The sequence below is a fragment of the Acinetobacter variabilis genome, from assembly GCF_000369625.1.
Classification (GTDB): domain Bacteria; phylum Pseudomonadota; class Gammaproteobacteria; order Pseudomonadales; family Moraxellaceae; genus Acinetobacter; species Acinetobacter variabilis.
Genome location: NZ_KB850113.1, coordinates 268,737 through 294,166, shown reverse-complemented (window position 1 = coordinate 294,166; position 25,430 = coordinate 268,737). Strand labels below are relative to the sequence as shown.

At 41.6% G+C, this 25,430-nt stretch carries 19 protein-coding genes; 9 read left to right on the top strand and 10 right to left on the bottom strand.

The window, feature by feature from the left end; all coding sequences use genetic code 11:
* On the bottom strand, nt 1–726 hold the full coding sequence (locus F897_RS07050) for an ABC transporter ATP-binding protein (protein WP_005234577.1): 726 nt from the start codon (nt 724–726) through the stop codon (nt 1–3).
* A gap of 11 nt (nt 727–737) precedes the next feature.
* Between F897_RS07050 and F897_RS07045 the strand changes: the two genes are divergently transcribed.
* Entirely contained in the window at nt 738–1,367 is a 630-nt protein-coding gene (locus F897_RS07045; RefSeq protein WP_005234576.1) for an arylesterase, read from the top strand.
* A 34-nt stretch (nt 1,368–1,401) separates the two neighbouring features.
* On the opposite strand, the gene F897_RS07040 is transcribed toward F897_RS07045, so the two are convergent.
* A complete protein-coding gene (locus F897_RS07040; protein ID WP_004783034.1) occupies nt 1,402–2,016 on the bottom strand; it encodes a carbonic anhydrase in 615 nt (204 codons plus the stop codon).
* Between the two features lie 308 nt (nt 2,017–2,324).
* Between F897_RS07040 and F897_RS07035 the strand changes: the two genes are divergently transcribed.
* Both F897_RS07035 and F897_RS07030 read left to right on the top strand, forming a co-directional pair.
* Nucleotides 2,325–3,362, top strand: coding sequence for an alpha/beta fold hydrolase (locus F897_RS07035; RefSeq protein ID WP_005234575.1), 1,038 nt, complete (start codon nt 2,325–2,327; stop codon nt 3,360–3,362).
* 14 nt (nt 3,363–3,376) lie between these two features.
* Nucleotides 3,377–4,384: a hypothetical protein gene (locus F897_RS07030; protein WP_005234574.1), complete on the top strand. Its 1,008-nt coding sequence runs from the start codon at nt 3,377–3,379 to the stop codon at nt 4,382–4,384.
* Between the two features lie 38 nt (nt 4,385–4,422).
* On the opposite strand, the gene F897_RS07025 is transcribed toward F897_RS07030, so the two are convergent.
* Together F897_RS07025 and nfuA are read right to left on the bottom strand one after the other, a co-directional pair.
* Nucleotides 4,423–6,477, bottom strand: a complete 2,055-nt coding sequence (locus F897_RS07025; RefSeq protein ID WP_005234573.1) for a TonB-dependent receptor domain-containing protein — start codon at nt 6,475–6,477, stop codon at nt 4,423–4,425.
* Between the two features lie 192 nt (nt 6,478–6,669).
* Nucleotides 6,670–7,308 carry a Fe-S biogenesis protein NfuA gene (gene nfuA / locus F897_RS07020; RefSeq protein ID WP_005234570.1) on the bottom strand — a complete coding sequence of 213 codons (639 nt, stop codon included), beginning with the start codon at nt 7,306–7,308 and terminating at the stop codon, nt 6,670–6,672.
* A gap of 158 nt (nt 7,309–7,466) precedes the next feature.
* On the opposite strand from nfuA, the gene F897_RS07015 reads away from it, so the two are divergent.
* The 3 genes from F897_RS07015 (at nt 7,467) to F897_RS07005 (ending at nt 10,851) form a co-directional block, all read left to right on the top strand.
* The gene (locus F897_RS07015) at nt 7,467–8,084 is read left to right on the top strand and encodes a rhomboid family intramembrane serine protease (RefSeq protein WP_005234568.1); all 618 of its coding nucleotides are present in this window, start codon (nt 7,467–7,469) and stop codon (nt 8,082–8,084) included.
* Nucleotides 8,085–8,320: 236 nt separating this feature from the next.
* A complete protein-coding gene (locus F897_RS07010; protein WP_082188708.1) occupies nt 8,321–9,142 on the top strand; it encodes an ABC transporter substrate-binding protein in 822 nt (273 codons plus the stop codon).
* A gap of 167 nt (nt 9,143–9,309) precedes the next feature.
* The gene (locus F897_RS07005; protein ID WP_005234563.1) at nt 9,310–10,851 is read left to right on the top strand and encodes a hypothetical protein; all 1,542 of its coding nucleotides are present in this window, start codon (nt 9,310–9,312) and stop codon (nt 10,849–10,851) included.
* A 451-nt stretch (nt 10,852–11,302) separates the two neighbouring features.
* Here F897_RS07005 and F897_RS07000 read toward each other — a convergent pair whose 3' ends face one another.
* The gene (locus F897_RS07000) at nt 11,303–12,922 is read right to left on the bottom strand and encodes an inorganic phosphate transporter (protein ID WP_034580859.1); all 1,620 of its coding nucleotides are present in this window, start codon (nt 12,920–12,922) and stop codon (nt 11,303–11,305) included.
* Nucleotides 12,923–13,438: 516 nt separating this feature from the next.
* Between F897_RS07000 and metH the strand changes: the two genes are divergently transcribed.
* A complete protein-coding gene (gene metH, locus F897_RS06995; RefSeq protein WP_005234560.1) occupies nt 13,439–17,125 on the top strand; it encodes a methionine synthase in 3,687 nt (1,228 codons plus the stop codon).
* A gap of 576 nt (nt 17,126–17,701) precedes the next feature.
* Here metH and F897_RS06990 read toward each other — a convergent pair.
* Nucleotides 17,702–18,727 carry an IS30-like element ISAba125 family transposase gene (locus F897_RS06990; protein ID WP_010326927.1) on the bottom strand — a complete coding sequence of 342 codons (1,026 nt, stop codon included), beginning with the start codon at nt 18,725–18,727 and terminating at the stop codon, nt 17,702–17,704.
* A gap of 27 nt (nt 18,728–18,754) precedes the next feature.
* On the opposite strand from F897_RS06990, the gene F897_RS06985 reads away from it, so the two are divergent.
* Entirely contained in the window at nt 18,755–19,762 is a 1,008-nt protein-coding gene (locus F897_RS06985; RefSeq protein WP_005234556.1) for a hypothetical protein, read from the top strand.
* 82 nt (nt 19,763–19,844) lie between these two features.
* On the opposite strand, the gene F897_RS06980 is transcribed toward F897_RS06985, so the two are convergent.
* Nucleotides 19,845–20,219: an endonuclease domain-containing protein gene (locus tag F897_RS06980; RefSeq protein ID WP_005234554.1), complete on the bottom strand. Its 375-nt coding sequence runs from the start codon at nt 20,217–20,219 to the stop codon at nt 19,845–19,847.
* Nucleotides 20,220–20,482: 263 nt separating this feature from the next.
* Here F897_RS06980 and dhaK point away from each other — a divergent pair, with 263 nt between their 5' ends.
* A complete protein-coding gene (gene dhaK, locus F897_RS17005) occupies nt 20,483–22,213 on the top strand; it encodes a dihydroxyacetone kinase subunit DhaK (RefSeq protein WP_122959127.1) in 1,731 nt (576 codons plus the stop codon).
* A 120-nt stretch (nt 22,214–22,333) separates the two neighbouring features.
* On the opposite strand, the gene F897_RS06970 is transcribed toward dhaK, so the two are convergent.
* The 3 genes from F897_RS06970 to F897_RS06960 form a co-directional block, all read right to left on the bottom strand.
* Entirely contained in the window at nt 22,334–23,608 is a 1,275-nt protein-coding gene (locus tag F897_RS06970; RefSeq protein WP_005234543.1) for a glutaminase, read from the bottom strand.
* A gap of 267 nt (nt 23,609–23,875) precedes the next feature.
* Nucleotides 23,876–24,682 (bottom strand): SDR family oxidoreductase, encoded by an 807-nt coding sequence (locus F897_RS06965; protein ID WP_005234541.1) that lies wholly within the window; start codon nt 24,680–24,682, stop codon nt 23,876–23,878.
* Complete coding sequence (locus tag F897_RS06960) at nt 24,682–25,377, bottom strand: hypothetical protein (protein ID WP_005234535.1); 696 nt, start codon at nt 25,375–25,377, stop codon at nt 24,682–24,684. The genes F897_RS06965 and F897_RS06960 overlap by 1 nt, the downstream gene beginning before the upstream one ends.
* Nucleotides 25,378–25,430 lie beyond the last annotated feature (53 nt).

Genomic DNA, 25,430 nt, shown 5'->3' with positions numbered 1-25,430 from the left:
TCAGCCTCCACTCGCATGTTCAATCAACTGACCATTGACCAGTTCAAAATGACGCTGGCATTGCCGGGCCAGATCAGGATCATGGGTAACCAGAATCAGCGTGGTGCTTAATTCACGATTCAACTGAAAGAGCAGTTGTTCGATTTCTTGGGCAGTTTCCCCGTCCAGATTACCTGTCGGTTCATCAGCAAAAATGATTTTGGGCTCACTGACCAGTGCGCGGGCAATGGCCACCCGTTGCTGTTCTCCACCCGAGAGCACTTTCGGTGTTTGCTGAGCTTGACGGTCTAATCCGACTTTTTGTAGCAATGCTAGCGCCTTCTGCTCAGCTTCACCATATTTAAAATATGGCTGTAAACGTAAAGGCAGCATGACATTTTCAAGTGCCGTAAGATGAGGCAAAAGTTGGAAAGACTGAAACACAAAGCCAATATTTTTTAGCCGGACTAAAGCGCGCTGTTCTTCATTCAAGTCTGATACCAGCTCCCCACAGACCGTTAACTGCCCGGTACTGGCCTGATCCAAAGTGGCCAAAATGCCCAGTAAAGTCGACTTTCCTGAACCGGAACGTCCGGTAATGGCGACCTGTTCTCCAGTCAAAATTTCCAGCGAAAGATCTTCAAAAATAGTCAGTTGTTTTTGTGAAAGTTGTATCTTTTGTGTCAATTTCTGGGCAGAAATAATCGCTTGTGGCATGATGGTCGAATCGTTGCTGCTTTGAATCATACGTGTCCTATATGAAAGATCTAAATCAGAAAAATCGTGTATTGCCTTGCCTGGTATTCTTTGGACTGTGCCTGATTCCTTTTAGTCTGTCGGCAAAGACCATTATGATTGTGGGTGACAGTATAAGTGCTGGTTATGGCATGCAACCACAGCAAGGTTGGGTACATTTATTACAAAAACGTTTGGACCAACACTATCCGAAACAGCATAAAGTGGTCAATGCAAGTGTGAGCGGTGAAACCACCAGTGGTGCCTTGGCAAGGCTACCGAAACTGCTACAGACACATCGTCCAGATATTGTGGTGATTGAGCTGGGCGGGAATGATGGCCTGCGTGGGCAGCCACCCCAAATGATTCAAAAAAATTTAGCAGCTCTGGTACAGCAGAGCCAGAAAGCCAGGGCGAATGTCATTGTTTTTGGAATGAAAATGCCACCAAATTATGGTCAGGCATATAGCAAGGCTTTTGAAAATAACTATAAGGTGGTCAGTCAGCAGTATAAGGTCAAATTACTACCCTTCTTTATGCAAGGTGTCGCTGGCAATAAAGGCCTAATGCAACAGGATCAGATTCATCCCAATGCCAAAGCCCAAACTATTTTATTAAATAGTGCTTATCCTTATATTAAAGGCGCCCTCTAAGGCGCCTTTAACTGGATCAAATCTTAAAATTTTCTTAGAAGTCAAAGAAAGTTACTTCACCGGTTTCAAGTGAATATTCTGCACCAATCACCTGTAACTTACCTTTAGCAATCAGGCTTTCCAGAACTGCAGAACCATGACGTAATTGATTTACTGAAGCAAATACATTGGAACGGACTGCATGTTTAGACAGTTTATTCAGGTCATCTTTCAGTTCAGTCTGCATTAGAATTTCAACTGATGGACGTACACGGTTCACGATCGACATCAGATTTGCAGATGGCGGCGTTGCTGGATTGGTTAATGCTTCAATTGTTGAATGAATAGCGCCACAATGTGTATGACCCAAGACAATTACAATCGGACAGCCAAAACTTTCTGCTGCGAATTCGACACTGCCGACTTGAGATGGTGCAACAATATTACCTGCTACCCGAATGACAAACAGATCACCTAACCCTTGGTCAAAGACCATTTCTGCGGGTACACGTGAATCTGAACATCCTAAAACAATAGCAAATGGTTCCTGACTTTCTGCCATTTCAGCACGTTGCTGATGCGATAATAATTTTAAATGCTGCGTTTCACCATTGACAAAGCGCTGGTTACCCTTTTTAAGACGATCTATAGCTTCCTGAGCTGTGAGCATTCTTTTTTACCATCGATGTTTTTAGTGGGAATATCTTACTGCTAGATTTTTTGAATGTCACTTGCAAAAAAAATTAGCTGTAAAATTTTTAGCTCTTTGATGATTTCTTGTTCTGGGAATTTTTCTGTGAAGTTCATCACGTTTTTTGGACAGTTTTTCTGCTTCAGCTAATAATTAACAGATGTACAATATTAAGGAATGCTTTAAAATAAGTGAAAGATTACGATTTGATTCATCTATAAATTGCAAATCGATAACACGGAAGTATTTTGAGCGTTTTTGCTCAGTTTTTTCAGGGGACAGTGCTAATGAAGAAAATAATAAAATTGCGCTCAAAAATTATCTATTCCACTTTAGTCGCTCTGGGTCTTAGTATATCCAGCCTGAGCCATAGCCAATATCTGTTTACGCCGCCGAAAGCCAAGTCTGCCGAAGTTTTACAGCTTTATCTGAGCCAGCAACGCATTCAGGCGGGTCTACAATCCAAAACCTTGAAAGTCGGTGATGTGACCTGGAGTTATAGCGAAGGCGGTGCAAAAAACAAACCCTCGATTATCCTGATTCATGGTCTGGCAGGCACACGCGACAACTGGAACCGCGTCGCCCAGTTTTTGACGCCCTATTATCATGTCATCATTCCAGATTTGCCGAGCAATGGCGATACCCGGGTTCCAGCAGATTTTGATTTGTCTGTACCCAATGTCACTTCGCAATTACGTACCTTTGTCGAAACCCTGAAGATTGAAAAAAATCTGCATGTCGCTGGTCATTCTCTAGGCGGCTCAATTGCGACAGTCTATGCGTCACAATACCCTTTCGATACCCAAAGCCTGTTTCTAGTGAATAGTGCCGGCATCTATAAAATGGGAAATACGCCTTATACCAAAGACCCGCATGCACTCAAAGACCTGATTGTCAGTAAACCTGGTGATCTGGAAGATGTCTCCAAACAGCTAATGCAGAATCCGCCAGCGATGCCTTACCAGTTAAGACATGCGCAGGAAAAACTGTTGATTGCCCGTTCCGAACAAACCAGCAAATCGATTGATCAGGTGGTAATGCTTAACCGGTTGTATACGCCTGATACCTTTGCCCGTCTGACCCGTACAGTGGAAGCGCCTACCTTGATTCTATGGGGAAAACAGGACCGGATTATTAATGTCGAAGTGGTGAAAGAGTTATATTCTTTATTAAAACGTGCTGAAACTCCGGTGATTTTAAATAATGTTGGTCATATGCCGATTCTGGAAGCAGAAAAACAGGTCGCCCAACATTATTTGCCTTTCCTGGCCAAGACACAGACCCTAAAAAATCCACTAGCTGATAAACTCATTCCTTTTAATTAAGTTTCAGAGAAGTTATGCAGAAACATCCGATGATTGAGCAGTTGATTGATGCTCAACTTGATTTTCTTGATCAGGTATTTTCTCAATCTGAAACCATTCAAAGCGAGTTTCACGAGTTTTATCTCTGGTTGCGCAAGCAGACGCTTAAAGATCTGTGGAGCTGTGAACTGATCAATCAGCTACTACAAAAGCAGATTCTGGATACTGCTGTCAGTTCTTTTCTGATTGAGCAGATTGCCGAACATATCCGGTTCGCACTGGTTCATCCAGCCAATGATACGACCAAAATTGCAGATGTCATTCCGGTACTGACCATTGATAAAATTGCACAATATGTGGCCAGCAAAAGTGGTCATCGTCAGCGCCTGATCAAAGCGGTGGTGAATAATCCTGCTTTTTCAGCCATGATTACGCAACTGATCCAGCATTCGATTCAGGATTATCTGGATAATTCTGTGATTGCCAAGAGTGTTCCGGGCGTTTCCCGCTTCATGAAAATGGGAAAATCTGTTCTGGAAAATGTTACGGATTCCAGTCTGGACAATACAGTTGCCCGTTATTTGCAAAAAAATATTTTAAAACTTAGCCAAATGAGTGAGCATGTGCTGAACCAGCACTTTGATGATGACAAGCTATACCATTTTCAGGCCAATCTTTGGCATAAGATCAAAGACATGCCGCTGTCCGTGCTCAAGAACTATATTGAAACCCAGGATCTGAACCAGACGGTGAGTTTGGGGCACGAAATCTGGGATCATATGCGCCAGACGGAATATATACAGCAGCAACTGCATGACGGGATTTATACCTGGTATGTACGCAATCAGGAACATACATTTGATCAGTTATTACGAGATCTGAATATTGATGAATCGTTGATTCAATATGAGCTGAATGAATTGCTAACACCGATAATTCAGCAGATGATTCATCAGGGCTATTTGCGTGAACGTGCCCGTGTCTATCTAGAAAAATTCTATTATGCTGAAAATACCTTAAAAATTTTAAAGATTGAAGACTAAAAAAAGCCGCTCGAGAGCGGCTTTTTCATATCTATGAATTAGAATTTGATATTCATACCCACGGTGTATCTACGACCATCAAGTACAATGTCATAATCGCCATTGGTAATTTCTTTATTGGCAATGTTATAAATACCAGCAGTCAAACTTAAGTTATCTGTCGCTTTAAAGACTGCACCGGCATCAAAAGTACCATATCCCGGTGTCCCATTATCCATAGAAGTACGGCTTAAATAATCACTGGTTTTGCCACGGTAATTATAGTCCATCCAGGTCGTCCAGGTATCTGAAACATCATAATTCAGACCGACATTCAGCATATGTTTTGGCATTTTATTCAAAGGCTGGCCTTTAAATTCGCCACTTTTTTGCTCAGTTTTTGTATAAGTATAACTTGTACTCGCGTGAAGATTATCCAGTACATCATAGTCTAATGTAAATTCAGCACCTTTCATTTCTGCATCGGAAACGTTTTTCATTTGGCTAACAAATCGATATGGCTTGCCATTTGCCGAACATTTCCATTCTTCTACAGGAGAACTATTTGTTGTTCCTGGCGTGTCACATAAACGATCTTCAACAATTTTATCTTTAAAATCAGATTTAAAGACCATTAAACTGCTTGTTAAGCCAAGTTCAGGAGCCGAATAGTTAAATCCGAATTCATAGCTCGTGCTTTTTTCTGGAGACAAATCAGGGTTACCAATGATGACAGCACTGCCTTTTCCTGTTCTGCTACCAAAACCTTCTGAAATTTGGCTAATCGTTGGTTGCTTATAGCCTGTACTTACACCACCTTTCAAAGTTATAGCATCTGTTAAATGATAAACACCATAGACACGCGGTGTAATTTCACCACCAAAGTATTCATCTTTATTGTAGCGGGCGCCCACAGTTAAAGCGAAATCATCGGTAATGCTCCACTCATTTTCTGCATATAAAGCAAATAACCAACGGTCGAGTGAAGTGACCCCAGTAATATCGGCTAGACCATTTGTGGTATCAGTGATTTTTTCTTTTTGATATTGACCACCCACTGTTAATGCATGGTTACCCAAAAAGAATGAGCCTTGTGTATTAAAGACTTTTAATTCTTCATTTTTTTCGTCAGCAACGGCACCACTATAGACTTTTTTAGTTGTTTCATCTTGATAGTATGAATCAAGGGTAAAATTATCGTAACGTGCTTTATGCGTTAAGGTATATAGATTTTTCTCATTTTCATTGATAGAGGCTTGAGTGGCAACATCCACACTTTTACCCAGTGTCGTGGTGTACTGCTGCCCTGTAAAATCATATCTCAAACCAATATCGTTATGTTCATCGACATTCCAAACCAGTTCAGTACCGAGCTTTCTAACTTTCTTCTCAGACTCACTTGAACCAGATTTTTGCCCTTCTCCACCGACAAAGTCACTTTCGTCATTCCCCTGGAAGTTACCATCTATACTTAAAGATAATTTATCTTGAATTAATGGGCCTGTGACATACATGCTGACGCCATAACTATCATTTGCATAATCATTATCAGACTTCGTATATTCAGGAGAAATACTTCCATGCCAATTACTAGCAGACGCTTTTTTAGTAATAATGTTAATTACCCCCCCCATAGCATCTGAACCATAAAGTGATGACATTGGACCACGTACGACTTCGATCCGTTCAATCATGTCAATTGGTGGTAAATATGCACCAATTTTCCCACCATCTGTACCATTACCATTCACTGCTCTACCGGCACTAATTGGTCTGCCATCAACAAGGTATTTCGTGTAGGTTGCACCCATACCTCGGATTGTAATCTCTTTATTATTGCCACCGCCTTGTACAGAAACACCTGGCATATTTTTTACAGCATCAATTACATCTGTATATGATTTTTTTTGTAATTCTTCCGCGGTAATGACTGAAATAGAAGCAGGTGCATCTGCAATATTTTGTTCAAAACCGCCCGCTGTGGTTACCACAATGGTCTGCAATTTAGTAGCTTCAGTCTGTAATGCTGCTTTTTGTTCTTCCGTTACCTGGTTTTGTGCTTGTACTGAAACAGCTAATGCTGAAAGCACTGCAAAGGCCAAAGTCGATTTCATAAACGGCTTACTCATATTCGAAGGTGCCCCAAAAGTTGATTTATGAAGAAATATTGCTGGAATTGTGACGCATTGTAACAAAAGTAATTACAAATACAATCACTATTGATAATTATTATCACTATCAAATACAAATAAAAAAATACCCCGATCATTCGAGGTATTTCTTACAAGCTAAATTTTATTAGAGACTTATTTGAAATAAGCACCTTCAGCTTGGGTATGGTCAGTCTGGTCAACGACACGTGCCAACTCAGGAATGTGCTGTTTCAAGGTTGTTTCAACGCCTTGTTTTAAAGTCACATCAATTGCTGAACAGCCTTGGCAACCACCACCAAATTTAAGAACCGCAGTTAAGCCATGCTCAGGATCTTCAACCACTTCAACCAGTGCGCAGTTACCACCATGACCTGCCAGACCTGGGTTAACTTCTGACTGAAGCACATAAGTAATACGTTCTTCTACAGAGGCATCAGGACCCACACGTGGCACTTTAGAATTTGGTGCACGGAAAGTCAGCTGACCACCAAAACGGTCTTTATTGTAGTCAATAACTGCATCTAGCAAGTATGGAATTGACGGAGAGTCAATATAGGCCGGAAAATCTGGATATTCCTGCTTATAGTCTGTAGGTACAACCTCATCAGGTGCACTATAAGCCATGCAACATTCAGCGCGCGGTGTACCCGGATTTTCTACAAACACACGTACGCCAATACCTGGTGTATTCTGTTTGTCCAATAGATCCTTTAAATACTCTTGTGCTGTCGGTGTAATCAAAAGATTTGGAATTTCTTCTGCAACCGGAGTGTTGCTGTTCTCAGTCGACATAACAATAATTTCCTCAAGCTGAAGCTGCTATTTTAACTGAAGATGCGGGGTAATTATAAAAATTCAACCAAAATTGTCGGATTTATTATAAAAGTCGCACTTTAGATTTGTTTTAATGGCATGATCATTGTCAAATAGATAGAACCAGAATTACTTATATGCTTGATTTACCTTTTAATCATACTGTCACTATTATTCTGATCACCTGTATTGTTTCTTTTATTGCTTTTTCAAAAGAAAAGGTAATGAATCGTCTGATTTTCTGGCCGCCTGCCATGCAACGTGGTCAATATGACCGTTTCATTACTCATGGTTTTATCCATGCAGATGGCACACATTTACTGTTCAATATGATCACGCTGTTCTTTTTCGGCAGCATTATTGAAAGTTTTTATCGCCAGTATTTATATGATCTGGGCTTTATTCTGTTTTATCTTGGTGGTCTGATTGCAGCGATTTTGCCAAGTTATCTGAAACATAAAAATGATGCGCGCTGGGCCAGCTTGGGTGCTTCCGGTGCAGTATCCGCGGTTCTGTTCGCTTATATTCTGTTTGAACCATGGAAACTGATTTTCGTGTTCTTTATTCCAGTCCCTGCGATTATTTTTGCTGTTTTATATGTGGCTTATAGTATCTGGTCGGGCAAACGCGGCAACAGTAATATCAATCACAGTGCCCATCTGTGGGGTGCAGCTTATGGTGTGGTGATGACCATTATTCTGGAACCACGACTTATTCCGCATTTCCTTAATAAACTAACTCAAATCCCCTTCTAAAGTTTTGAATGATTAAGGGATAGCCATTATCCCTTTTTTAATTATTCACATATGAAAATGATTTTCATTTCTATAAATTATGCTAATCTTGTCGCGAATTTAGAGGAATAAACATGAAATTTAAGACTTTAGCACTTGTCACAATATTAGGACTGACAACTTCTTTTACAGTTTCTGCACAGGTCACTTTCGACTATAAAGACCAAAATATTCAACTTTAAAAAGCTCCGAAAAAGATCGCAGTATATGACCTATCTGCACTGGATACCTTGAATGCACTAGGGCTTGAAGCTCAGCTGGTGCCTGCAGCAAGCTTTGCAGGCAACTTAAGCAAATACCAACAGGACAAATTCACCAAAGCTGGTTCACTGTTCGAACCGGATCTCAATGTACTAAAAACTACAAAACCTGATCTAATTATTGTCGGTGGTCGTTCGGCTTCTAAAGCTGAGGCAGTTAAAGGTATTGCTCCGACTTTAGATCTTTCTCCAGATACTAGCCAATATATTGCCGATCTGACGGAACGTACCCATGTCTTGGCACGTGCATTTGGTAAAGAGAAAATTGCTACTGAAAAGCTTAGTAAAATCGCAACGCTGCAGCAACAACTGAAAAAGCAGACTGAAGGCAAAACTGCACTGATGCTGTTTGCAGTCGGTGAAAATTTTATGCCACATGCAGAAAATGACCGTTTTGGCTTTGTTTATGAATTAGCAGGTTTTAAACCGGTATTGGCCCCCTCTGAACAGTCAAATGCACCCCGTCCAGAAGTAGGCTCTCCGGAAGCATTGAAAGCAGCGGAGAAAAATGTTCAGCGTATTACAACAGTCGTTGAGAAGAATCCGGATTACATCATTGTCCTGGATCGTGGTGCAGTGAATACCCAGAAATACATCGCTCAGGATAATATTCAGAAACACCCTGCCCTAAAAAATGCCAAAGCCTTGGCAGAGAAAAAAGTGATCTATGTGAATGCTGATGCTTGGTACATCACTGGCGCGGGTTTGGACAATACCGCTTTCATGCTGGAAGAACTGATCAAAAGCACAGCGAATTAATTTTTAACCCATTAATAAAAAGGAAGCTTCAAGCTTCCTTTTTATTTGAAACATCTCGTAATAAATTAACTCTCAAGACTGGAATTTAATGCCAACCCAAGAAGCAACTTAGCAGCGATAATGTATACATCTGTATATTAATTGCTGTAATTCGCGAGATATTTTGCATGTCCACTTCCCTAGACGGTCTTCAATTTCCCATTTCTGCTTCACAACAAAAACCAAGCACATCGAAAATCGGCCGTAACATTATTTCTGAAGCCTTAGGCGCAGTCGATCCTGTACATGCTACTGCAGCACAACAGGAAAAGAACTGGCGTAAGCAATATCCACTACACTTTAAACATCTGGTTGAAGGTGGATTACGCTCTGCGGGTGCAGCATTGAGTATTGCCAAGCAAGGTCTGGAAACCGCACATGCTAGCTTTGAGTTTTATCGTGATGGCCAGAAGCATCTACTAAAAGATGTGATGTCTCTGCCTGCGCAGAACCTGAATACTTTCCAGCTGAAAGGCCAGTCTGAAAAAGCTCCAGAATGGTATGTGCCTTATCATGGCAAAAAACTGCAAGGACAAGCATTACTGGATCAAATCCAGTCTTGGGAAGATCGTGGTATCGTCGAACCTAGTCATGCCAATGCGCTACGTGAATGTATTGCCCATCCGGAATGGTTTGACCTATCCGATCGTACCACTGTTCTATTTGGTGCCGCGTCTGAAGCAGGTCCACTGACCTGGCTGTCGAAATGGAAAGCCAATATCGTCGCAATTGACCTGCCGAATACCCGTGTCTGGGGCAAAATTCTGGATACAGTAAGTCAAGGCAACGCCACTTTATATGCACCATCAGTTGAAGCGCTTACTGCTGATACTTCACTGGAAGTTTTAAAAGAAAAACTAGGGGCTAACCTGCTCACCCAGATTCCTGAAATTGCCCAATGGCTGATTCAGTTCAAACAGGATCTGGATCTCGCGGCAATTGCTTATCTGGACGGTGAAAAGCACGTCCGTGTTTCTATGGCGATGGATGCCATTATGAAATATGTTAGCGAGCAGAAAGCCAATACCAGCCTGATGTATATGTGTACCCCAACCGATGTGTATGCAGTTCCAGAAGAAGTGGTTCAGGCTTCACAAAGCAAATACCAGCAGTTGTCGAAACTGGAAAGTACGTTAACCAAAGGCATTTCACTGATTTCACGGAAGCATTTTTTCCAGAAAAATAAGCAGGATCTGTTTAAGGTTGGCGACAAGTCCTATGGTATTTGCGACTGTCTGGTCGTTGAGCAAGGTCCAAACTATGCACTGGCTAAGCGCATCCAGCAATGGCGTGCAACATTGGCTCGTGCCAGCGGGCAGCAAGTGAGCATCAATATCGCTCCTTCAACAACGACTTATTCAGTGACCAAGAATCCACTGCTGAAAGCTGCGTTTAATGGTGCCAGCCTGTTTGATGTAGAAGCGTTTGCACCTGAAACCACTAATGCGATTATGGCAGCCCTGTGGATTCATGACTTACGCAACTCTGAGTCTGTTGCAAATCCTGATGTACAACTCAATCACCCACTTGAATTGATGATGTCAGGCGCGAATCATGGCGGTTTATGGCGTGTGGCTTATCTGGCACGTACTGCTCTACCATTTGCCGCGCTTTATGGTTTTGCAACGGATAAACTGCCGAAGGGATTGTTGGGTAAGTTGAAGAAGTAATTTTTTCTGAAATAAAGATGAAATCAATTTTATTGGTCAGGCGACATGGATGTCGCCGTTAGGCTGTCTTGCGTATCTTTCACAAGCAGTGCTTGTAAAGATACTCAGGAAGGATCATCAGCCTAACAAAAGATTTTTGTTACCTTGCGAAGTGCACTTCTCATCTTTCAAAAGTAAGACTAAGAAATACTCATTTTTTACATCTAGTTGAAATTAGCTATTAATCTCTCTATTGAAAGTACTTTTAGCTTTCTGATTACCCTCACCCCCTTGCGCAGCAATGCTACTCATCCCATAGGGAGACGGAGCATCATCCCTTATATTTCTAAAAGCCATGAGATAATAAAAAGTCTCTTATTTTCAGAAAGAAAATCGCTATTTCTTAAGGCTGAAACTTTTCTAGCACCCATAAAAAAACGCTGCCTAAGCAGCGTTTTTTACATCGAATTTCTTAGAACACTTTCAATAGAATCCAGTACAAACCACCTGATAAACAGATCGTTGCTGGCAAGGTGAATACCCAAGCAGACAGAATCGATTTCACCATTTTGAAGTTCAAGCCAGACTTATTCGCCACCATGGTACCTGCAACCGCAGAGTTCAGAACGTGAGTGGTAGAAACCGGCATACCAAAGCCATCAGCAGCCGCAATTGTAGACATGGCAACCAACTCAGCAGACATCCCCTGACCATAAGTCATGTGCTCTTTACCGATCCGTTCACCCACAGTCACGACAATTCGTTTCCAGCCGACCATCGTTCCCAGACCAAGTGCCAAGGCTGTTGCGACTTTTACCCAGGTCGGAATGTATTGCAGGAATGAATCCAGATTGTCACGGTATTCGTCGACGGTTTTTTCCTGAGCCTCGCTCATTGCCGGTAAAGCTTCTGCTTTGTCCAGACGTTTAAATGCTGTGGTGCTCAGGTACATGTCATTACGGAATTCTGAAACTTGCGCTTCTGGAACATCTTTAATATTGCTGTAACTACCGACTTTATCACCCAAGTGATCCGTCAGGCTTGCGAGTGCAGGAACAACCTCAGCATTCAATTCTTTAGTTTGAATGTATGTGGTAATGATGGCACGAGCCTTCTCATCCGGAATATCTTCATGCTGCGGATAAATCGCATCAGCCGTTTGCGAAGACAACTGGCCAAAAGACTGGATATGAGCTGCATCCAGATTTTTGTTCAGTGAATATGCCAAAGGTACACAGCCGATCAGGATCAGCATGATCAGACCCATACCTTTTTGACCATCGTTTGAACCGTGTGCGAAGCTTACACCTGTACAGGTAAAGATCAGAATGGCACGAATCAGCGGTGGCGGTGGCTTGTTCCCTTCAGGTGGCTTGAACAGTTCAAGCTGCTTTCTGAAGATCTTTTTCACCAGCAGAAATAGCACTCCAGCAAAAGCAAAACCGATCAAAGGTGAGAACAGCAATGCTTTACCAACTTTCAGCACCTGCTCCATATCCACACCAGAAGCACCACCACCTGAATTTAGCAGGTAGTTCATGATGCCTACACCCAGAATCGAACCGATCAGGGTATGTGAACTGGAAGCAGGAATGCCAAGAAACCATGTGCCCAGATTCCAGAGAATCGCAGCGATCAGCATGGCAAAGACCATGGCAAAACCGGCACCTGTGCCGACATTCATGATCAGTTCGACAGGCAATAATGCAATGATTCCGTATGCAACAGCACCACTGGCCACCATTACCCCAAGGAAATTACAGAAACCTGCCCACATGACTGCAACCGGTGCAGACAATGCATTGGTATAAATCACGGTGGCAACCGCATTGGCCGTGTCGTGGAAACCGTTGACGAATTCAAAGCCCAGCGCAATGAATAACGCCGTGCCTAAAAGAATCATTGAATACAGACCGATCGGTGGAATATGAGCTAAATCTGAGGTCAATTGGAAGCCGATATAGATCAGCGTGGAGATAATTAGAGTCAGAAACACCGGCATAAAAAATTTCGGTGTTGGCACATGAACATTGGCCGGCTTATCAGAAGGCGACTGTTGTGCTGAACCTAAGGGAGTTTGATTAGAATTCATGCAAGCAGGAATAGAGGATTCAAGAATCCCCATATTGTTCAATTAAATTGTGACAATTATATGACAAAGTGCTGTCATATAAACCAGTTTTTTAGACTTTCTCGTTGCCGTTTATCCTGTAACCACATGCTCTAAATTTTAAAAATATACAAATATAATCAATTATTTATTAAAAATAAAACGCTTGAATCGCCCAGCTTTATTCATGTTTTGCAATATATCTGATCATTCCTACCCGGCTGTCATATTTCCGAGCCTGTCATATTTGATTAAAGATTAGCTTTGTTATATGACACTCTGATGAAAGCTGCTTACATTTTATTTTCCAGTCGCACGCTTTTATCAAGAACTTTAATTTCCAGATTTCCATCTGTTTTCAACTTTCTATACCGGCTTGAGTTTCTTTATCAAATTTTCATATCAAGCATATCCAGCATTCTGTATAAGCGTTACAGAAAACTGCGCACTAATCTGTTAAGATTATTGCCGTTTTTGATGCTTACTGAGAAAGTTTGAATGTCCACACTTGCCACCCTAAAAGAACTTCTTGCCAAGAGAATTTTAATTATCGATGGTGCGATGGGTACCATGATCCAACGCCATAAATTGGAAGAAGCCGATTATCGTGGTGAGCGTTTTGCTGATTGGGCATACGACCTTAAAGGCAATAACGACTTACTTGTGCTGACTCAGCCTCAGATTATTCAAGGCATTCATGAAGCATATCTTGAAGCTGGTGCCGATATTATTGAAACCAATACCTTTAATGGTACCCGTGTTTCAATGTCTGACTATCACATGGAAGATCTGGTTCCTGAGATCAACCGTGAAGCGGCGCGTCTGGCTAAAGAAGCTTGTGCAAAATATTCAACGCCGGAAAAACCACGTTTTGTTGCAGGTGTGATTGGACCGACATCACGAACCACTTCTATTTCTCCAAATGTAAATGACCCTGCCTTCCGTAATATCACTTTTGACGAATTGAAAGTGAATTACATCGAATCAACCAAGGCCTTGATTGAGGGTGGTGTCGATATCATCCTGATCGAAACTGTGTTCGATACTTTAAATGCCAAAGCTGCGATCTTTGCAGTGCAGGAAGTGTTTAAAGAACTTGGCACTGAATTGCCAATCATGATTTCCGGTACGATTACCGATGCGTCTGGTCGTACCCTGACTGGTCAAACTGCAGAAGCGTTCTGGAACTCGATGCGTCATGCAGAACCAATTTCGATTGGTTTTAACTGTGCTCTAGGTGCAGATGCCATGCGTCCACACGTAAAAACTGTATCTGACGTTGCTGATACCTTTGTTTCAGCACATCCGAATGCCGGCTTACCAAATGCTTTCGGTGGTTATGATGAAACTCCAGAAGAAACTGCAGCTTTCATTAAAGAATTTGCGGAAAGTGGTCTGATCAACATCACTGGTGGTTGTTGTGGTACGACACCAGATCACATCCGTGCGATTGCTCAAGCCGTTGAAGGTATTGCGCCGCGTAAAGTGCCAGAAATTGAGCCTGCATGCCGTTTAAGTGGTTTGGAACCATTTAACATCACTAAAGATTCATTGTTCGTTAACGTCGGTGAACGTACCAACGTCACTGGTTCGAAAAAATTCCTGCGTCTGATCAAAGAAGAGAACTTTGCCGAAGCTTTAGATGTTGCGCGTCAACAGGTTGAAGCCGGTGCACAGATCATCGACATCAACATGGATGAAGGCATGTTGGATTCAGAAGGTGCGATGGTGCACTTCCTGAATCTGGTCGCATCTGAACCTGATATCTCTCGTGTGCCAATCATGATTGACTCATCTAAATGGGAAATCATTGAAGCTGGTCTGAAATGCGTCCAAGGTAAAGCGGTTGTTAACTCGATTTCCCTGAAAGAAGGTTATGACGAGTTTGTAGAACGTGCCCGCCTCTGCCGTCAGTACGGTGCTGCGGTGATCGTGATGGCATTTGATGAAAATGGTCAGGCTGATACTGCGGAACGCAAAAAAGAAATCTGTAAGCGTTCTTATGACGTGCTGGTGAATGAGGTTGGCTTCCCGTCTGAAGATATCATCTTTGACCCGAACGTGTTTGCGGTAGCAACCGGTATTGAAGAACATAACAACTACGCAGTTGATTTCATCGAAGCGACTGGCTGGATCAAACAGAACCTGCCAAATGCGATGATCTCTGGTGGTATCTCAAACGTATCCTTCTCCTTCCGTGGGAATGAGCCGGTACGTGAAGCGATCCATGCGGTATTCCTGTACTACGGTATCCAGCAAGGCTTAACCATGGGTATCGTGAATGCTGGTCAGCTGGCGATTTATGATGACATCGACAAAGAACTGAAAGCAGCCGTTGAAGATGTCATCCTGAACCGTAACCAGGGTGAAAGCGGTAACGAAGCAACTGAAAAATTGCTGGAAATTGCTGAAAAATATCGTGGTCAAGGTGGTGCACAAAAAGCTGAAGAAAGTCTTGAATGGCGTAATGAACCGGTTGAAAAACGTCTTGAATATGCACTGGTCAAAGGTATTACCACTTATATTGACCAGGATACTGAAGAAGCTCGTTTAAAATCTGCCCGTCCACTGGATGTAATCGAAGGACCACTGATGGCAGGTATGAACGTGGTCGGCGACCTGTTCGGTGCTGGTAAAATGTTCTTACCGCAAGTGGTAAAATCTGCACGTGTGATGAAGCAAGCTGTGGCTTGGCTCAACCCGTTCATTGAAGCGGAAAAAACCCAAGGCGAAGCCAAAGGTAAAATCCTGCTGGCTACAGTAAAAGGCGACGTACACGACATCGGTAAAAATATCGTGGGCGTGGTACTGGGCTGTAACGGTTATGACATCGTGGACCTTGGCGTGATGGTGCCGTGTGAGAAGATTCTACAAACGGCAATTGATGAGAAAGTTGACATCATTGGTCTATCTGGTTTGATCACACCTAGCTTAGATGAAATGGTTTTTGTTGCCAAAGAAATGCAACGTAAAGGCTTTAACATTCCACTGATGATTGGTGGTGCGACCACATCGAAAGCGCATACAGCGGTGAAGATTTCTCCGCAATATCAAAATGATGGTGTGTTCTATACTGCCGATGCATCTCGTGCTGTAGGTGTGACCACACAATTACTTTCTGCTGAAATGAAACCACGATTAATGGCGGACTATGCAGCGGATTATGAAAAAATCCGTACCCGTCTTGCCAACAAGCAACCAAAAGCAGCAAAACTATCTTATGCTGAATCAGTTGAAAATGGTTTCAAAATCGACTTCGACAAGAATGCCCCAGTAAAACCAAACTTCATTGGTTCAGAAACATTCACCAACTATCCTTTAGAAACTTTGGTTGAATACTTCGACTGGACACCATTCTTTATTTCCTGGAGTCTGGCGGGCAAATTCCCGAAAATCCTTGAAGATGAAGTGGTAGGTGAAGCAGCGCGTGATTTGTATGAACAAGCACAAGCAATGCTCAAAGATATTATCGACAATAAACGTTTCGATGCGCGTGCAACGTTCAGCATCTACCCTGCAAATCGTACCGGTTCAGATACGGTTGCTGTGACTGATGAAGCTGGCAATGTAACGCATACCTTCGAGCACTTACGTCAGCAGTCTGACAAAGTCACTGGTAAAGCGAATTACTCTTTGGCTGACTTTATTGCACCGAAAGATGTAGCTCAGGATTACCTTGGCGGCTTTACCGTTTCGATCTTCGGTGCGGAAGAGCTGTCTCAGGAATATAAAGCCAAAGGCGATGACTATAACGCGATTATGGTTCAGGCCTTGGGTGACCGTTTTGCAGAAGCATTTGCAGAGCATTTACACGAACGTATTCGTAAAGAGTTCTGGGGCTATCAAGCAGATGAACAGCTTTCAAATGAAGATTTGATTAAAGAAAAGTATGTCGGTATTCGTCCTGCACCGGGCTACCCTGCTTGTCCTGAACATTCTGAAAAAGCGCCATTGTTTGACTGGTTAGGTACGACAGAGAAGATGGGTACTTACCTGACTTCGAGCTTTGCAATGTGGCCACCTTCATCTGTCAGCGGTTTCTATTATGCAAACCCTGAAACTGAATACTTTAATGTAGGTAAAATCTCTGGCGATCAGTTAGAAGATTATGCGAAGCGTAAAGGTTGGACCTTGGATGAAGCGAAACGTTGGTTAGCACCGAATTTGGATGATTCTGTGGTTTAAGGGTCATTTAGTTTCGATATAAAAAATCCCCTCGAGTGAGGGGATTTTTAATTTTGAATCTCCCCTAACCCCTCTTTTACAAAGAGGGGAATTTCACGCATCAAATTGATTACGTTATACCTCCTCCCTTTTTTAAAGGGAGGTTGGGAGGGATTAAACAGCTCTAAAAATTAAGTTATGATAAGTTATTAAAATTAAAGACAATCTCTAATATGGATCAATTTAATACAAGAGAAATAGCTTCTATCACTTGGGGAACTATATTTATCGTTGCATTAATATTTTTTTCCTTAAAAAATCCTCAGCTCAGAAATTCTCTTATAGCTTTGATCAAAGCTTTTTTTCAAACAAAAATCATTACTTCAATTATATTCACCACTTCATATCTAGCACTGATTATATTGCTTCTCTACCAACTTAAAATTTGGGATTTTAGCCAGATTAAAAACACATTTTTTTGGTATATAACATTTGCGATAGGTACTTTATTCAATATAAATACAATTAGAGAAAATTCAAAAAATTTCTTTCTAAAAACAATAAAATCATCAATAAACTTAAGTATACTTGGCGAATTCAAACATGAGGTGCGACAGTTTGAAAAGTCTTATGATAATCAACAAGCTGAGCAAATTTCTCTAATGGTGTAAGCCAATCTAACGCTTTTCTAGGACGAGTATTCAGTGACATGGCAACTTGATTTAAATAATGCTGATCTGCCTGATTTAAATCAATCCCTTTAGGTAAATATTGCCTAATTAAACCATTCATATTTTCGCATGTGCCTTTTTGCCAGGGTGAATGTGGGTCACAGAAATATACATCTATGCCTAAATCTTCTTCAAGTATTTTATGTTCTGCCATCTCGCGTCCACGGTCATAGGTCAACGTTTTACGCAGTTCTGCAGGTAAATATTTCAGAGCTTCAGTTAAAGCCTTGCGCACTGATTCTGCCTTTGCATCAGGTAATGTTGCCAAGATACAGAGCCGTGTATTTCGTTCAATAAGTGTTGCTATCGAACTTTTATTGTCTTTACCTTTAATTAAATCAGCTTCCCAATGACCCGGTATTTTTCTTTCTTGAACTTCGGCTGGGCGCTCATGAATAGTTTTAATATCCTGTAATATAGAATCTTTTTTAGGTTCACCGTTAGCTTTTCGCTTTTTATTTTCATGACGCAGACAGGATAATAAGTCTTTTTTCAACTCACCCTTTGGTAATGCTCGTATCGTTGAATAAATCGTTGTATGGCTTACATTCATTGTTTGATCCAAATCAGGAAATGTCTTTAAACGCTTTGCTATTTGCTGAGGAGACCATAAACAACGGATCGCTTCAACAATAAATTTCCAGAGGATTGAATCGATTTTGAGTTTTCTGTGACCACGTCTACGTCTAGCGAAGGTGTTATCAGAAGCATATCGAGCTTGATAAACGTCATTGATGCTATTTCTTTTAAGCTCACGATAGATCGTACTAGGATGTCTTTTAATGAGTTCAGCAAATTTTCTGGCTGAAAAGCCTTCTTTTCTTGACTCAAGCATTAATGCAGTACGATCTTCAAAGTTAAGATGATGGTATGACAATTTTATATACTCCATAAACCCTTTAAATTAATTAGGTGGTTTATGTCGCACTTCAAGTTTTACTCTGCCCTTCTTCAATTCATTGTTAATTTTCATACATTTAATTTTTTCATAGAATTAATAGTAATTATTCCCTTTATTACTTTTTTAGCTATTTTGAGTACTGTTGCTAATGACAGTATAGAACAGCAGAAAGTTAAGAGAATTATTGACTACTTATTAACTGTTATTTTTTTCATTTTTTTGGTTCATTTTTTAATTAAGCTTTTTAGAGATTTCTCAAATTTTGCAAACCTCCAAACATTACAAGACTTCTTTATCCCAATCATTTTGACAATATTTTATTTACCATTTCTATGGGTTTTCCTTTTATATATGAAATATGAAGAAATATTCGTAAGACTTCAATTTTTTGGCGAAGATAAAAAGCTCATTCCCATTACAAAATTTTCTTTAGTTTTAAATTTTAGAGCACATGAAGAATTGATTGATGAATGGTTTCATCATATCAAAATCCATAAAATCGCAAATTATAAACAACTATTCGATTCATTTACTATCATCAAACACAGAAATGTAAAAAGGAAAAATTTAGTTGATATTCCTATCCCATTGGGAAGTGGCTGGAATGTATATCAAGCAGAAAATTTCTTAAGTGCCTATGAACTCCAAGTTAAATATTCTGATATTGGCGATGAAATTTGGTTTGGATCTAAACTAATTAAACTAGATGAAGTGTTTAATTCTTCTACATTAACCTACTATATCCAAGGCACTGAAGATATTGTAAAAAAGTTGAAAATTAAACTATTTATCTATGACCTTAATCTTATGAACAAACATCTAAGCATCTTCATTGAAGTGATAAACTACCTGCTCAAAAAGTCACTTAATGTTAGTTTAAGTCAAGATCAAGTTAATAATATTTATAGCTTGGAAAATTTTGTAGACATCTTACATGATAAACAAATTGAATTTCGTTACGAAAAATTTGATCATTCAGCTACACCAGCATGTGAATTCGTATTCTCAATAAAAAATCCCTCCTAACCTCGCTTTAAAAAGGGAGGAACCACACGAATCCGAAACCGCGATCAAATTCATGGCAAGTCCCCCTTTGTAAAAGGGGGATTTAGGGGGATTCAGTAGCTAACTGATTCAAACAATACTGATAAATCACTTCCACCACACTATCCAATTGCTCCACCAATTGCCCATTATCAAATCTGAACACTTTAAACCCAAGTTGAGCCAAAGCCTCATCTCGAATTCGATCTGCTTCTAAGCCTTCTGCTGTAAAGTGCTGACTACCATCACATTCAATGACCAGGTTAGCAGCGGGACAGTAAAAATCCACAATGTAATTTAAAATTGGCTTCTGCCTATAAAACTGCAAACCTAAAATTTGCTTATTCCGAAGTCGTGACCATAATAACTTTTCAGCATCTGTCAGGTTGTTGCGTAAATCACGCGAGGCTTGCTTTAAGTTTTTATTGTAGGGTTTCATTTTTATTCTCTTTTATTTTTAATCTCCCCTCGCCCTTCTTTTTCAAAGAGGGGGACTCCACAGAAACAAATAAATTACGTGACAGGCCCTCCCTTTGAAAAAGGGAGGTTGGGAGAGATTTAATTTATCAAATATGGGCCCCTTTTCTAACCCATCAATCCCAAACTATTCATTTTTACACTTTTAAGTCTGCAAAATTCATCACTTTCATGAATAATAGACCAATAAATTTATCTCCCAAATCAATGACTCTTGGTGTTCCAATGAAGAAACTCATGAACGGTGCTGAAAACATCGTTGTCGAAATGTGCAAAGGCTTTGTCCTGGCACATCCAGAACTGGCATTTAATGAATCTTATAAAATCATTTCTCGAAAAGAAAAACACCAAAATGTCGCGCTGATCAGTGGTGGGGGTAGCGGTCATGAACCTGCTCATGCCGGTTTTGTCGGTCAAGGCATGCTGGACGCTGCCGTATGTGGTGACGTGTTCGCCTCACCTTCACAAATTCAGGTTTATAAAGCCTTGCAGCAAGTGGCGACTGACAAAGGCGTGTTGATGATTATTAAAAACTATTCTGGCGATATGATGAACTTCCAGAATGGTGCTGCCTTAGCGACTGAAGATGGCATCAAAGTTGATTACGTAAAAGTCGCTGATGACATCGCAGTAAAAGACAGCCTATACACTGTCGGTCGTCGTGGTGTTGCCGGTACAATCTTCGTGCATAAGATTGCCGGTGCTGCTGCCTCTAAAGGGTATGAACTAGCACGTGTTAAAGAACTGGCACAAAAAGCTGCGAATAATGTGATTAGCCTTGGTTTTGCCTTTACCTCTTGTACCGTTCCAGCCAAAGGCACACCAACGTTCATTTTAGCTGAAGATGAAATGGAATACGGCGTGGGTATCCACGGTGAACCGGGGATCCGTCGTGAAAAAATCCTGCCGTCTAAAGAACTGGCGCAACGTATTGTCGATGACCTATTTCTGGATCGTCCTGACCTAACTGAAGTGGCTGTTCTGGTAAATGGCTTTGGCACGACTCCACTGCAAGAATTGTATGTGTTCAATAACGATGTATGTGAACATCTGGCAAGTAAAGGCATCAAAATTTACCGTACCTTTGTCGGCAACTACATGACCAGTATCGACATGGCCGGTGCATCAGTTTCCCTACTAGCTGTGGATGATGAACTAAAAACTTATCTGGATGCAGAAGCCAATACGCCTGCTTTTAAAATGGATGGTTCACCTGTACTGCCATTTGAGTTTGCAGCCAAAGGTCAAACGGCTACCCGTACAGTGAATACAGATGTTGAAACACATCCTGAACATGCTGTGATTGCCAATGAACAGTTCACTATCGAGAACATGCGCTATGTTGTGGATGTGATGAGTGTCTGCATCATTAAAAATGAAGTGCCTTTCTGTGAACTGGATGCCCATGCAGGTGACGGTGACTTTGGTATGAGTGTGGCTAAAGGCTTTAAACAACTCAAACGCCAGTGGCATGAACTGGTTCAGGCTGAACAGATGGATGATTTCCTGCTGAACTGCTCCATGATCATCATGGAACATTGTGGTGGCGCTTCAGGTCCAATCTGGGGATCTGCCTTCCGTTCAGCAAGTAAAGCCATTCAAGGTAAACAAACTCTAAGCGTGGCAGATTTTGCCGAGATGCTGCAAGCTGCGGTCAAAGGTATTCAAGTGACTGGTGAGCGTTCATTTGGTCGTGGTGCTGTGGTTGGTGACAAAACCCTGATTGATGCTCTGGCTCCATGTGCAGATTCTTGGTCTGCCAATACTGACAAGACTTTTAAAGAAAACTTTGTTCTAGGTGCTCAAGCGGCAGTTCAAGGTGCAGAATCCACCAAAGAGATCGTAGCGCGTATGGGCCGTGCCGGTACGGTGGGTGATCGTAGCCTGGGTTATCCGGATGCTGGTGCGCATGGTTTAGGTGTGATCTTTACTGATATTGCTGAGCATATTAAATAATTAAAAATCCCTCCTAACCTCCCTTTAGAAAAGAGAGGAACCACGCGAATTTAATATTGTTATTTGATCCATATGGAGTCCCCCCTTTGTAAAAGGGGGATTTAGGGGAATTCCATTCCTTTATTTAAATCTCTCCAAAAACTTCTCCAACTCCTCCGTCACCACCACCCTTTTTCTACCCTTTAATTGATCTTTATCCAGCAAACCTTCTGAGTCTACAACCAGCACTTTATGTCCATCCTGTTTTAAACGCTCGACACCTTCAAATAGCATTCGGGCACCCACATCATGTATCAAAGTGAGATTGGTCAAATCGAGAATAATGGTACTTTTACCTTCAGGTTCATCCTGCAAGATCCGTAGCAGCATTTCAGACTCGGTAAACTGCAATACGCCACGCAGTTCATAAACCACGACGTTATTCTTTTTCCCCACTGTGTAACGACTTTGCAAAATGGTCTGTGCTGACGGCGTACCTTCCATGAGATGCAGTCCCATATCGTGCGACAGATTTTCAAAAATTTTCACACCACGTACACTATTACCATGCTCATCAATTTTTGGGGAAAATACCGCAATTCCCACTTGCCCTGGCAGCACTCCAATAATGCCCCCTGCCACGCCGCTCTTGGCTGGAATACCAACTGTCGTCAGCCAGTCCCCTGCAGCATCGTACATACCGCAGGTCAGCATGACACTGAGTAATTGCCGGACTAAAGCCCGATCCAGCATACGTTTTCCTGTCTTGGGATGCACACCACCATTAGCCAAGATACTGGTGATCACGGCCAGATCTTTGACGGTGACCTTAATCGCACACTGCTTGATATAGCCATGCACGATTTCTTTAGGATCTTCATCCAGCACACCAACAGTACGCAGCATGTAACCAATCGACATGTTACGAAAAGCTGTTTTAATTTCCGAATTATAAACTTGCTCATCAAAAGACAATTCCCGTCCTGCCAGTCCACTAAGAAAACGGCGTAACTGTTCAGCACGTGATACCGTTTTCTTGGCAGGAATTAGGGAATGTGTAGTAATCGCGCCAGAATTAATCATCGGGTTTTTGGGAATATTGCGTTCTTTTTCCAACGAAATCTGATTGAAAGCCTCACCTGATGGTTCTACGCCGACTTTTTCAAGTACCTTTGCCAGTCCAATTTCTTTAATGGCTAGCGCATAAGCGAAAGGCTTGGAAAGCGACTGCATGGTAAATTCAACGTCATCATCCCCGGCAGAATAGATGGTTCCATCTACGGTCGATAGCGCAAGTCCGAGCTTGTCAGGATTAACCGACGCGAGTTCAGGAATGTAATCTGCCAATTCGCCTTTTTTATTATCATGGCAAGCAGAAAGCACATGATTCAAGTAATCCGGTACCGGCGTTTTCATGGCAAATGCTCCCATCTCAATCTTTTATATCATTTTTATTAAAACTGAATACTGAAGGCGGTTTTGCTACTTTTATGCAGTTTTATGTTGTGAAAATGGGAGATGGGTAAAAGAGATAAAAAAAAATAGATGAATTCATTGGACAAGATAAGAAATCTTAAAAATGAGAAATCATAAAGATGAGCACATTATTTTCAGATTACAGGTCTATTTCTATCAAGCAATAAACCTGTAACCGATGACAACCAGCTTGATCTTGCAAGTAGATTATTTTACTTTAGTTTTGCGAATCATCTTATACAATACTTTTGGCGATAAACGTGAGACCAGAACGCCCAGTTTTTCTTTAGAGCCACCCACCACGATATATTCTTCACCACGTTTCAACGCTTCTATAGTCTGACGGGCAAAATCAGCCGGTTCCAGGCCATTTTCAATCACTTCATCCTGCTTGGCCTGAGGTTTACCTTCCCCATTTAAGGCGTTAAAAGATACGTTGGTTTTAATAAAGCCCGGAAAAATCACGGATACCTGGATACCCTGATCTGCCATTTCAGCGCGCAGGCTATTCGCCCACATATGAATCGCGCCTTTGGCTGCTGAATAAGACGCTCGATATTGAGTTCCAAGCAATCCGGCCACACTGGAAATAAAGGCAATCCGACCAGATTTTTGTCTTAAAAATGTCGGTAAAACGGTTTTGGTCAAAAACACCTGAGAGAAATAATCGACTTCCATAATGGCGCGTTCAGTCTGCATGGTGGTTTCCTGAATCAGGGCACGCTGACTGAGTCCGGCATTATTGATTAGCCAATCAATGCGGCCTTTCTCACTCAGCACCTGTTCATAGGCTGTGCGTACCTGATTTTCATCAGTAATATCGGCTACGATTGAGATGTGCTGATCAGGATTCACCAGTCTCGTACGGACTTTTTCCAGTTCTTCCAAACGTCGTGCGGTCAATACTATCTGCGCACCTTGTGCAGCACATTCTTCGGCCAGTGCCTTACCAATTCCTGAAGATGCTCCGGTAATCCAGACGACTTTTCCCTGTAAATTTTCTAGTTTTGCCATTAAATCCTGTCACCCTCTTTATATGAATATGTGCCTGGCGGCATTTCATCTTCCAGAAATGCCAGCAACTGCTCAAAATAATAACTCATGGTATCCGCATCATAGAGGCTACCGAGTTTATCAAAACGTTTATAACCCAGTTGTGTGGTCAGGTGAATCACACCATTCAATGTTTTATCCACCACCACATTAAATTTCAGCATCTTTTTTGGTTCACGCACCAGATGCGTCACTCCTTGATCCACCACTTGGATAAAAGCCTTCAAGGCCGGTGAGACATACTGATTATTGCCACTTTTCATCTGCTCCACGCAGCCCAGCAGTTCCGTGATCAGCATGCGCTCTACCGAATAGCGAACAAAATATCCGTCCTCATTTTCATGGGTCATCTTGTACAGATAGTTCACCATGGGAATCAGTCGGTCATTACCAAAAAACGAAACCGACCACGGCATATATTTGCGTGTGGTTTCTAAAATCTGTTGAATGACTTTTTCAGATTCCTGATCTGGGGAGCTAGAGAGCTGCACCACACGACCAAAAATCTGGTCAATAATTTCACAGGCAATATCGGCCAGATTTTCACCAAGCAGTTTGGCCAGACTTTCCTGTTCGCCAGCATTAAATCGGGAATGCAGGTCTTTAAAGCGTTGATGGGTATCGGGGTGAATCTTGAGAGAAATGCTATAGCTCATCTTGTTATCCTTTTTTTAATCGTCTGCGATGAGTCGCGTTTTTATCAACCTAT